Here is a 13,094-nt window from a genome sequence, read left to right as displayed (position 1 = left end):
ATGAAAAAGTTAATCTATACACTTTGCCTATTTACCGGCATGGCAATCTCTTCTTGTGAAGACTGGTTGGCAAGAGACCCACTGGATCAGATTGCGGATGTGAATCTGACCTATACGGCAGATGAATGCAAACTGTACGTAAATCAGTTTTATACCTCATTTTGGGGCTCGCCTAACAACTATATTTATCATATTGACCGAGGTTCGGATAACCTGCTTAGTGACAATTATCAAGATAACAAAGACTTGATTGAAGGTTTGCACCAGGTTCCTTCCAGTGGCGAAGGCTGGGGAACTACTGAATGGGGAAAAATACGCAGTGTCAACTTTTTGTTGGATAACTGTGACAAGTCTCCCGAACCGGAAAAAGCCCGCAAATACATTGGTGAAGCTTACTTCTTCAGAGCTATGCTCTACTATGAACAGTTTCTGCGGAAGTTTGGCGGTGCTCCCTGGATTGATAAAACACTGGATCTTGAATCAGGAGAATTGTACGGCCCTCGCCTGAAGCGGCACGAGTTAGCTGATAAGATTCTGAATGACATGGATGATGCCATAGACAGATTACCGACATATAGTCAGCAGGAGACCGGACGTGTCTCAAAAGAGGCAGCTATGCTATACAAAGCACGAATTGCCCTGTTCGAAGCCACTTGGGAAAAGTATCATGCCGGTACGCCTTTCGCCGGAGAGGGAAATGTACAGGCTTATATGGAAGAAGCGGCCAGAATGGCGAAGTTGGTCATTGACAGCCAGTTGTTTGACTTGGACAACATGGGCGTGGAAGACGGCTATCACACACTGTTCAACCGTTGGGACTATTCAAGCAGCAAGGAGATTATGCTATGGAAGAAATTTGATCGCTCACTGGGATTTTGGCACAATGATAACCGTAATCCCGGACGTAATGGTGCCGGTGTAGGATTGACCAGGGCATTGGTTGATTCCTATCTCTGCATCAGTGAAGACGGTACACAGGCATTGCCGATAAGCCTGGCCGAAAATTATGCAGGGGATACTAATTTATTGAATGTGGTTGCCAACCGTGACCCACGCTTGGCACAAACAATGTTTACTCCCGGACGTCCGAGAACTATCAACGGGAAGGATACAACGGTTGTGTTCATAAAGCCGAATATTACCCTTTCCGGTGTAGAGAAGTGTTCCACAGGATATGAACTGGCCAAAGGTGCTGATCCCGATGCCAACGAACAGGAGACCATTTCGGGAAGTATCAAAGGAAGTATCATTTTTCGCTATGCTGAAGCACTGCTGATTTATGCAGAGGCAAGAGCCGAACTGGGTAACATCACACAGAATGATTTAGACATTACCATTAATAAACTGCGTGATAGGGTAGGTATGCCACATCTCACACTTTCCGTAGGTTATACCGATCCGAAGGGAGACTTTACGGCAGCAAGAGGTTATGAGGGGGTACCGGTTTCCAATCTGCTACAGGAGATTCGACGTGAACGCCGTATAGAATTAGCATGTGAAGGTTACCGCCACGATGACTTAAAGCGTTGGCGTGCCCACCACTTATGGAATCACGATAGAATACAGGGGGCAAACGCTGCTCAGTTTGAAAACCTGGATTGGTTAGTGAAGTATTTCCAAAACGACTTCCACATTCCCGCCGCAATCAATAAGGCAGATTTCATGGAAAAGGTGGGGCATTGGAGTCCCGAACGTAATCAGGACAACTACTGGGTGGACAGTGAAGGTTATTTTGAACCTTATCAACGTCACATTCCGGACGGACATTTTCATTTCGACCCAACAAAAGCGTATCTTCAGCCGATTCCTACTGAACAATTGGTGTTGAATCCTGACTTGAAACAAAATCCCGGCTGGGAAAAATAGTAATAGTTAAAGTTAAAAATTTAATGTAATATCCATACCTTTGTTTTTCCCTGTCTGTAGGGAGGGGGAAAAGCAAAGGTAAAAAACAGAAAATGAACATGAAGAAAAATGTAATTCAGACATTGATTAGCCTTACCGTCATCATCGGAATTTGTAGTTGCACTACCTCCCCAAAGAAAACAACACAAAAAGAGGAGGCCACAGGAAAATGGGTAAAATATGAAAATAATCCTGTCTTGGGTGGTGGCGATTTAGGTACGGTATTCGATATTTGTGTACTGAAAGATAATGACTCTTATAAGATGTACAGTTCTTGGCGCCCCCAAAAAAGTATTGCATTGTCCACAAGTAAAGATGGAAAAAATTGGAGTGCGCCGCAAATAGTTTTGCCACCTGTTGAAGGCAGTAGTTGGGAGGCTGATATGAATCGTCCGGTTGTTGTTTACAAAGACGGACTGTATCACATGTGGTATACGGGACAAAATGACGGTAAGTCATGGATTGGATATGCTATAAGTAAAGACGGCTATAACTTTGAACGGCAAAGCAAAGAACCGGTCTTGTCAGCGGAACAGCCTTGGGAGAAAGTTGCGGTCATGTGTCCTCATGTAATTTGGGATAAACACGAGAATATTTTTAAAATGTGGTATTCCGGAGGAGAACAATATGAACCCGATGCTATCGGTTATGCAACGAGTAAAGACGGGTTACATTGGACTAAATGGGACAAAAATCCGATATTTAAAGCCGATCCTGCACAAAGTTGGGAACAGCATAAGGTTACCGCATGTCAGGTGATAGAACGCGAAAATGATTATTTAATGTTTTATATCGGTTTCTATGACATTAATTTTGCGCAGATAGGAATGGCACGTTCCAAAGACGGAATCAATGATTGGGAAAGATACTCCGAAAACCCAATCATTTCTCCTACGGAAGGTGGGTGGGATGCCAGTGCCACTTACAAGCCATTTGCCATTCAAGAGAAAGACTGCTGGATGCTTTGGTACAATGGGCGGAATGAACATTTGGAACAGATTGGTTTGGCTATTTATGACAATCATGACTTAAATTTCTAAGCTATATGCAAATAAAGAAGTTATTTATAGCTTTAGGTATAGTTTTGCCCCTGCACATGCAGGGGCAAAACTTCCTCATTAAAGATGCTCCGGAAGTAATCGAGTCTTACGTCAATCAATTCAATCGTGAAGATAATGAATTGTATAAACAAGATATCCCTAACTGTGGTGCATCTGATTTTTTAAGAAAGAATATTCCATTTTTTGAGTGTCCGGATAAGGAGTTGGAGAAAACATATTATTTTCGATGGTGGACCTATAGAAAGCATATAAAGAAGACTCCTGACGGGTTCGTTATTACTGAATTCTTGCCGGATGTTCCTTGGTCCGGAAAGTATAATACCATCAGTTGTGCGGCTAACCATCATTTCTACGAGGGCCGGTGGCTGAGAAACGCTGAAATTTTATCTGATTATGCTTCTTTCTGGTTTTCTGGTAGCGGGAATCCGAGGCTATACAGCTTTGGGGCTGCAGACGCTATCTACAATTACTATTTAATTCACAATGATAAAATGCTACTGGCCGATTTGTATCCCAAGCTAAAAGATAACTTTGCAAAGTGGGAAGAAGAAAAGCGGGATTCGACTGGAATGTTCTGGCAGGTTGACGACAGGGATGGAATGGAGATGTCTGTTTCCGGACATTTGTCAGAAGGTGGACGTGGTTATCGTCCTACCATTAACAGCTATATGTACGGTGAGGCTGTTGCGTTGGCAAAAATAGCTTCAATAGTAGATCGTGACATGGAAGCCCGGACCTATCAGAAGAAGGCTGATAAGTTAAAAGGAATAATAAACCGGAGGCTATGGGATAAACAGGCTGATTTCTATAAGGTTATACCTCTAAATGGCAAGATGGAATTCTCTTATGCACGTGAACTTCTTGGATACATTCCCTGGTTCTATAATATACCGCCGGATAACTATTCCATAGCATGGAAACAACTATTTGATTCCAAGGGATTTGAAGCAGCCTATGGCCCAACTACTGTAGAACAGCGTTGCCCTGATTTCAAGATTTCATACGAAGGACACGAATGTCAATGGAATGGTCCCAGCTGGCCCTATTTGACTTCCATGACACTGGCAGCAATGGCTAACTATTTCAATAGTTATGATTCTCCCATCATCACTAAAAAAGATTATTTAAGTCTTTTGAACATATACAGTAATAGTCATCGTATTTTATCAGTCAATAACGATACGATTTGTTGGATTGATGAAAATATCAATCCCTATACGGGAGACTGGATATCGAGGACTCGCCTGAAATCATGGAAAAACGGAACTTGGGATGATTCTAAAGGTGGTGTAGAAAGAGGGAAAGATTATAACCACTCTTCTTTTTGTAATTTGATTATTTCAGGATTAATGGGAGTTCGTCCGCAGGAAGATGGAAGTATTATCATAAACCCTCTTGTTCCTGATGGATGTTGGGACTATTTTTGTTTGGATAATGTATATTGCCAAGGCAAAACCATTACCATTATTTTTGATAAGAAAGGGAAAAAATATGGTAGGGGAAAAGGTTTTATAGTTTACGTGGACGATAAATGTTTATCCCATACGACAAGGGTGCAGAAAGTAGTAATCCGGTAATTTATTTATGTAACATTCAGGATACCCTTGGAGACCATATATCAGCATTTACAAAATACCCTCATACCTTTCGTTTAACAGTGACAAAGGATGAGGGTATTTTATGAGAACAATTAATCCTTTTGTGTAATTCCTCTCCAGTCATCTGTTCGGAAAGGTGAAGCCGGAAGTCCTGCTCCATTATACAAATAGCAGACCGGATTATTGGCCCAAGCATATCGCACAGCAACCGGATAAGGTACCGCTTCAGGTGCACTGACTATAATTTTGTCTCCGTCTATCTCAGCTTTGGCCCAATGGAATTCATGATTGCGCCCGGCTATAGCAAAGCCTTTCAACTCCTTGCCATCGCTACTTTTCAATCCACCATCGGTATGATCAAAAGAAAGAATTATCTTATTTCCTACAATCTGATGGGAGCGATAGATCGGGCCGGAATAAGGCAGTTTTTCCCCATATGTTTTGGCACGGGCAATCAAAGCCAGTCGATGTCCTACGGTTTGTTTATCTTTAGGGTGAATGTCGTTGGCGTCACCTCTGTCTATTATTACAGCCATACCGGTATTGCCTACTGCCAATGCACGCATTTGTGCTTCACGAAGCTCTGCCCACTCTGATTCTGCCGGTTGGGAAACTTCATGCATAAAATTGGCCAGTTGCACAAAATAGAATGGAAAATCCTGTTTCCAATCCCGGCGCCAATTCTCTATTACCAATGGGAAAAGTTCCCGATACTGATAGGCTCTGGAAGAATTATTCTCACCCTGATACCAAATTGCTCCTCGAATACCATAAGATATCAGTGGATGAATCATTGCATTATAAAGGGAAGTCGGTAAATTGGGATCTACGGATCTGTCTACCGGAAGTGCCCCTACCTTATGAGTATCCGCAGCAACCTGATATTTCCAATTACCGGACAGACTAATCTGTTCATCATTTGTAGAGCGAAGATAAAGGTCTCCCCAAATGCCACAGTTACCACCTGTATCCAAGACTCGAATGGCTAATATTGCTTTTCCAGCCTTTACCATTTTTTCCGGAATGATGTATTTGCGTTGAAGAGTCGGCCCATCTGTACGGCCTATTTCTATTCCATTCCAATAAGTAATATCATTATCATCAATAGCCCCCAGGGATAGTTGTACATCTTTACCTGCCCAACTAGCGGGAATTTCGATTTCTTTTCTAACCCACATAACTCCATCAAAGCCGGCCAATTGTGGACCCACTTCACCCGGGAAATTCATACTTTCCCAATCTTTGTCATCTAATGATGCAGCAGCTCTTACCGGTTTTCCTTCAGCAAAACCTTCGTCCACACGGTTATTCCAGGCAGTGAGCTCCTTTAAATATTCTGCTTTGAGTATTTTCTTATCATTCGGCATCTTCTGAATGGACTCCACTGTTTTCACAAATTCCGGCATCTCCTTCAAGACTTCTCCACTTATCCAGGATTCAACGTTTGTGCCTCCCCAAGAAGTATGTATCAAGCCAACCGGAACATTTTGTTTCTCTGAGATTTCTCTGCCAAAGAAATAAGCCGTAGCAGAAAACTCAGGGATGGTTATCGGTGAACAAACCTGCCAACTGTCATTGCGGACTTTTATATTCGTTTCCGGTTGGGTACTGTTGATTTGTTCTATTTGCAGAAGTCGTATATTAGAGTGTCCGGCTTCTGCAATTTCTTTCTGGTAATTTGTAATCTTTCCCCATCCCCCTAATGGCATTTCCATATTCGATTGTCCCGAACATATCCATACTTCGCCAATCATCACATTTTTTAAATTTACTTTCTTACCATCTGTCAAGGCAATCTCGTATGGTCCTCCGGCAACAGGCGTGTGAACAGTTACTTTCCATTTTCCTGCTTTATCAGCCTGAACCGCATACGTCTTCCCATCCCATGAGGTGGTTACTTTTACAGTTTTCATAGGCTGCGCTTCACCCCAAATGGGAGCATTGGTTTGTTGCTGCAACACCATATTATCAGAGAAAATAGGTGGCAGTACAATTTTTGCAAATGCTGTACCTGACAAGATCAGTAAAATTACAACTAGCATACATTTGTTTTTCATACCCTTTAGTTTTTACTTTGATATACACATTATTTTAGTTTTATTCATTTGTACAAAGATAGAAATCTATACTTAAAAACGCACCCAAATACATGACATTAAAGTATATAGAACCCATAATGACATAAATGGATACATATATGTCACAAATGCAGAACAGAATGTTCTATTTATGTGCTAATTTTGCAAATAATAAAACTTTAAAACACATCATTTAGTATGAAAAAACAATTACTGCTGCTATTAATTTTCAGTATTTCTTTGTATGTTCAGGGACAGAACATACATAAGCTGGCTTCGCCGGATGGGAATATTCAGATTTCAGTGAATCTTTCAGATAAAATCTACTACGATGTCATTTGCCGGAATGAGACATTGTTAAAGCAGTGTCACCTTGCAATGGAAATCGGTGACCAGGAATTGGGAACGAATCCTAAAATGACTAAAGTAAGCCATAAGAATATAGACGAGTCTTTAAAGCCTGTTATTCCATTGAAATTTTCGTCTGTAAGTAATCGGTACAACCAACTTCTTCTAGACTTCAAAGGAGGTTATTCCGTAGAGTTTCGTGCCTTCAATGACGGAATTGCCTACCGTTTTATAACCAATAAAAAAGGAATGATCAATGTGAAGAATGAGACCCTCCAAGTGAACTTCCCTGGTAATTATTTGCTACACATGCAACAGTCCGGAAGTTTTAAAACGGCTTATGAAGAAGAATATACCCATTTGTATAGCAAAGAATGGAAATCATCTGCCTCAATGGCTTTATTGCCAATTCTGATTGATACTCAAAAAGGAAGTAAGATATTAATCAGTGAAACATCACTAACCGATTATCCGGCTGTTTTTCTGAAAAGTAATGGCAGCAATGGTATGGTTTCTGTATTTCCCAAAGTACCTCTTGAATTTGGAGAAGACGGTGATCGGAGTGTCAAAATACTGAAAGAAGCCGACTATATAGCACAAACCAGTGGAAAGCGTAATTTCCCTTGGCGCTATTTTGTCATTAGTACAGAAGATAGCCAACTCATTGAGAATACGATGTCTTATAGATTGGCCGAAAAGAACATATTGGAAGATACTTCCTGGATTAAGCCCGGATTGGCAAGCTGGGAATGGTGGAACGGTGCTACTCCCTACGGACCGGATGTTAATTTTGTAGCAGGATGCAATCTCGATACTTACAAATATTTTATTGATTTTGCTGCTAATTATGGTATACCATATATTATTATGGACGAGGGCTGGGCTATGAGTACCCGTGATCCCTATACACCAAATCCTGCGGTAGATGTGCATGAACTCATTCGTTATGGCAAAGAAAAAAATGTAGGCATTGTGCTTTGGTTGACATGGCTCACTGTAGAAAACAATTTCGGGCTGTTTGAGACTTTCGAGAAATGGGGTGTGAAGGGAGTCAAAATCGACTTCATGGACAGAAGTGACCAGTGGATGGTGAATTATTATGAAAGAGTAGCCCGAGAGGCTGCCAAGCACCATCTGTTTGTCGATTTTCATGGGGCATTTAAGCCTGCCGGATTGGAATATAAGTATCCGAATGTATTGTCTTATGAGGGCGTAAGAGGAATGGAACAAATGGGTGGATGTCGACCGGACAACAGCATATATTTGCCTTTTATGAGAAATGCGGTTGGTGCAATGGACTATACGCCGGGTGCCATGCTTAGTATGCAACCGGAAATTTATTGTTCCGAACGTCCTAATTCAGCCAGTATAGGTACACGAGCTTACCAAATGGCTTTATTTGTTATTTTCGAAAGTGGGTTGCAGATGATGGCGGACAATCCTACACTTTACTATCGCAATGACGAATGTACCCGATATATTACTCAAGTCCCGCAGACATGGGATGAAACCATTGCTTTGAAAGCTAAGGCTGGGGAATATGTGATTGTGGCAAAACGTAAAGGAGATAAGTGGTATATCGGTGGCATGACTAACAACCGACAGCAAGAGAGAACCTTTGAATTGGATTTTGACTTCCTGAAAGAAGGACAATCTTATCGGATGACTTCTTTTGAGGATGGGGTTAATGCTAACCGACAAGCTATGGATTACAGAAAAAAAGAATATACTCTTAAAAAAGGAGATAAAATAATAGTGCGTCTGGCACGTAACGGAGGATTTGCCTCTGTCATTGAGTGATAATCCTATCTCGATCTTTATCCAATCCGGACTGGTTGCATCATTTCTCTCCTTTCATATTGCTTTGCAGGGAGAAGTTGTGGAGCAAGTCCGGATTCGGATACTATTTTGATAGAAATGGCAATCTCTTCGGGAGAAAACATTTATCATGCACTTGAGAATTATTTGTCCGGCATGTATTATCTTTGTGAACCCACTAATGCATTATATCTAACATGAAATACATTTATCGAACATACTTGTCACTACTGTATTTTCTTTGCTTACTATTTTGCCTGCCTTTGGAGGTTCATGCATACAGTTTGAGACAATTTTCCAATAGAGCTGGTCTTTCAAATAGTGCTATTCTCTCTCTTCATCAGGATGATCGGGGCATCATTTGGATCGGCTCTTGCGATGGCATGAATATCTTTGATGGAACCGACATACATTTGTATACCCCAATAAACTCTTCCAAAACCTTACTTTCCGGAAACTTGATAAATCAAATCATCGAATCGGAGAAGGATATATTATGGGTGCAGACTAATTATGGATTGAATCGCTTAGATACCAAGCAACAGACCAGTCAGAGTTTCACTGAATTCAAAGGGCAATACTTTATGGCTAACAATAAGGATGACATGCTTTTTATTCTGAAAGATGATGGCTATCTTTATTATTATCAGCGAGAAGCACAATCTTTCAATAGATTGGAGATTCCCAATCTTGAATTTAGCCATGTACTCTCTATGACTGTAGATTCAAACAATATTTTATGGATATTTACCTCCAATGAAGAGACTCAAAGTTATCGTATTGAGAATACAAAACAGGGGCTGATATTAACCCGTAAGAATCTTTTTACGCATTCGTGTAAATTATACCATGCCTTTGCCGAGAAAGATATGGCTTACTTTATTGACGAAACCTACGCTCTTTACGAATATGATTTTAATAACCGGCAAGCATACTATATAGCTGACCTAAGAGGTCAGATTGAAGTGCATGGGGAAGTATCTTCCATCATCAAGCAAAAAAACGATTACTACATCGGTTTCAAAAACAGTGGTCTCATTGTTCTAAAATATATGTCCTCTCAAAAGATGAAATATCAGATACAGAAAACAGAAATACATTCCGGTATTTTCTGTCTGATGAAAGATAAATTTCAAGATATTGTATGGATAGGAACAGACGGACAAGGTGTATACATGTATTATAATGACACCTTTTCTATTACCAATACTCTTTTAGACACTCCTGTATATCAAATAAGTAATCCGGTTAGGGCTCTTTACTACGATCAGGAGCAAACGCTTTGGATAGGAACCAAAGGAAGTGGGATACTCCGCATTAAAAAGTATACTCCGGATAACAGTATGCCTATGTCGTCTGATCGGATTACACCATATAATAGTGCGCTGGCAGATAATTCCGTCTATTGTTTTGCTCCCGGATGCAAAGATAAATTGTGGATCGGAACCGAAAATGGAATTAATTATTATTCGTACTTAAGCAGGCAATTAAAAGAACTGCCTATCATTGCCAATGGAGAAAAAGTGAAGTATGTGCATTCTATAAAACAACCGAATGATACGACCTTATGGGTATCTACGGTAGGTGAAGGCATTGTAAAAGTTATCTTTGATGCTTCTACTGCTACTCCTACTGTAAAATCTGCTTCCCGTACTGTTATTGATAACGGGCGTATGGCTTCGAACTATTTCTTTACTTCTTACCAGGAAAACGACTCCATACTTTGGTTTGGCAATCGTGGTTGCGGTGCATACCGCATGAATGTAGAGACAGGGGAAATGATTCCGCATCGTTTTGACAGTATTGTAAGCAGTCAGACAGCTAACGACATTTTTGCTATTTACAAAAACGCAAAAGGTTATTGGTTAGGAACTAGCTCGGGGTTGTTGTATCTTGAACAAGATGATTCCTTATATACGAAAGCGGACTTGTTTTTAAATAACACTGTACACGGAGTTTTAGAGGACCACCAAGGCGATCTTTGGTTGAGTACCAACCAGGGATTGATACGTTTCAACCCCGAGACTCGTACAGGGCAAACCTATAACAGTGGAAATGGATTGGAAATCACCGAGTTCAGTGATGGTGCTTTCTATAAAGATGTCGTTTCGGAAACACTGTTTTTTGGAGGTACAAATGGTTTTATTTCCATTCAGACAAATGACTGTATCACCGAAGAGTATATGCCGCAAATCACCCTGAAAGGACTGTCTATCTTTGGCAAAGAACACAATATTCATAAGTTTCTTTATGAAAAGGAGGGTAAAACAATCCTTCAACTGGATTACAGTCAGAACTTCTTTCAGCTAAATTTTATGGCTATTGATTACATCAATGGCAACAACTATTCTTTTTATTATAAGCTTGAAGAAATGAGCAACCAATGGATAGAAAACGGAACATCCACCAGCGCTATTTTCTCTAATCTTGCTCCGGGTGAATATTCTTTATTAGTAAAATACAAAAACAATATAAACGGGCAAGAAAGCCAAACACAGTCCGTCATTATCCGTATCACTCCGCCGTGGTATCTCAGTCCGCTGGCCTATATGGTATATTTCATTCTATTTGCACTGTTGTGCACTGCAGGGATATATAGGCTCATTTATATATACCGTCGCAAACAACACCGTATGTTGGACAAGATGAACCGGGAGAAGAAAGAAGAAATCTACGAATCAAAATTGCGTTTTTTCACTAATATCACTCATGAATTCTGTACGCCACTGACCTTGATTTATGGTCCTTGTGAGAAGATACTTGCCAATCCGGAGATTGACGCATACACTCAGAAGTATGCAAAGATGATACAACAAAATACTGAAAAACTGAATAATCTGATTTTAGAGTTACTTGAATTTCGCAGATTGGAAACCGGCAATAAAGTACTTTCTATTCAACAGTTATCCGTGTCGGAAAAGGTTAGAAGCATAGCGGAATCTTTCGAAGAACTGGCTGAAAATAAAGAAATGAATTATCAGTTGCATATTTCTCCGGGCATTGAATGGAATACGGATATCAGTTGCTTTAATAAGATTGTCAGCAATTTAATATCCAACGCTTTTAAGTACACGCCCGACAAAGGAATTATCACAATAGAGTTGAAAGTGGAAAACCAGTCGTTAATTTTTTGTATATCCAATTCTGGAAAAGGGATAGCCAAAGAAAATTTATCCAAAATATTCGATCGTTATAAAATATTGGATTCTGTTGAGATGAACGGTAAGAATTCTCGTACAGGACTTGGATTAGCTATTTGTAAGAGCATGATTACGCAGTTGAATGGGGAAATCAGCGTAAATAGTGTTCTCTATGAAATGACAACATTCACCGTTACCTTGCCCAATCTTCCCATAACTGAACGGGAAACTACACAAACTACTTATGAAACCGGACTATTACATACGGCTACGGAGGAACCTATTGTTTTAGAAAAGACTGCCATAGAGTTTGATACGGGTAAACGGACCATCATGGTTATTGATGATGATAATTCCATGTTATGGTTCGTTTCAGAACTTTTTGCAGACAAATACAATGTGCGCTCTTTTGATAATGCAAAAGATGCATTGAGCAGTCTGGAGCAGAAGCAACCCGACTTAATTATTTCAGACGTCATGATGCCCGGTATCGATGGACTATCGTTTGCTCAGAAGATAAAGCAACACAAATTATGGAGTCACATTCCACTGATCCTCCTTTCCGCCCTACATCACGAAGACGATCAGGTAAAGGGCATCGAGTCAGGAGCAGAAGCCTATGTTACCAAACCTTTTAACGTGAAGTATCTGGAGAAAATCGTTTATCGTCTCATCAAACGGGAGGCAGACTTGAAAGAATATTATAGCTCTATTTTCAGTTCCTTCACTATGGAACATGGCAATTGTATACATAAAGAAGATCAGGAGTTCCTGGATAAAATGCTCGAGATTATAGAGAAGAATATTGCAAATCCCGATTTACAAATGGAATTGCTAAGTAGTGAGATGGGGTATAGTACCCGCCAGTTCTACCGGAAACTAAAACCGATAACCGAACAGTCTCCTGCTGATATCATTAAGGAATACCGTCTAACAATGGCAGAACGACTGTTAATAGCCAAGAATCTTACTATTGAAGAGATTATGGACCAGACCGGATTCAACAACCGCGGAACATTCTATAAACTGTTCTCGAAAAGGTATGGCATGCCTCCGCGACAGTATAGAGAGCAACAAAAGGAAAATGTAAAGAAGGAGAAGATATCAGACGAATAGGGCGTCTGAAACTTGTATAACTTATTATTG

Annotated in this window: 6 protein-coding genes; 5 read left to right on the top strand and 1 reads right to left on the bottom strand. The window is 40.4% G+C overall.

The window, feature by feature from the left end:
- From BF9343_RS15945 to BF9343_RS15935, 3 genes are all read left to right on the top strand, one after another.
- A complete protein-coding gene (locus BF9343_RS15945; protein ID WP_005790207.1) occupies positions 1-1,866 on the top strand; it encodes a RagB/SusD family nutrient uptake outer membrane protein in 1,866 nt (621 codons plus the stop codon).
- Positions 1,867-1,958: 92 nt separating this feature from the next.
- The gene (locus BF9343_RS15940) at positions 1,959-2,945 is read left to right on the top strand and encodes a glycoside hydrolase family protein (RefSeq protein WP_010993365.1); all 987 of its coding nucleotides are present in this window, start codon (positions 1,959-1,961) and stop codon (positions 2,943-2,945) included.
- A gap of 5 nt (positions 2,946-2,950) precedes the next feature.
- Entirely contained in the window at positions 2,951-4,543 is a 1,593-nt protein-coding gene (locus tag BF9343_RS15935) for an MGH1-like glycoside hydrolase domain-containing protein (RefSeq protein ID WP_010993364.1), read from the top strand.
- A gap of 113 nt (positions 4,544-4,656) precedes the next feature.
- Here the strand turns inward: BF9343_RS15935 and BF9343_RS15930 are convergent, their stop codons facing one another.
- Positions 4,657-6,621 (bottom strand): sialate O-acetylesterase, encoded by a 1,965-nt coding sequence (locus BF9343_RS15930; protein ID WP_010993363.1) that lies wholly within the window; start codon positions 6,619-6,621, stop codon positions 4,657-4,659.
- 219 nt (positions 6,622-6,840) lie between these two features.
- Here BF9343_RS15930 and BF9343_RS15925 point away from each other — a divergent pair, with 219 nt between their 5' ends.
- On the top strand, positions 6,841-8,790 hold the full coding sequence (locus BF9343_RS15925; protein WP_010993362.1) for a glycoside hydrolase family 97 protein: 1,950 nt from the start codon (positions 6,841-6,843) through the stop codon (positions 8,788-8,790).
- Between the two features lie 215 nt (positions 8,791-9,005).
- Positions 9,006-13,064 carry a hybrid sensor histidine kinase/response regulator transcription factor gene (locus BF9343_RS15920; protein ID WP_010993361.1) on the top strand — a complete coding sequence of 1,353 codons (4,059 nt, stop codon included), beginning with the start codon at positions 9,006-9,008 and terminating at the stop codon, positions 13,062-13,064.
- The last annotated feature ends 30 nt before the right edge of the window (positions 13,065-13,094 follow it).

It is taken from the genome of Bacteroides fragilis NCTC 9343 (assembly GCF_000025985.1).
Classification (GTDB): domain Bacteria; phylum Bacteroidota; class Bacteroidia; order Bacteroidales; family Bacteroidaceae; genus Bacteroides; species Bacteroides fragilis.
This window is presented reverse-complemented; position numbering and strand designations above follow the sequence as displayed.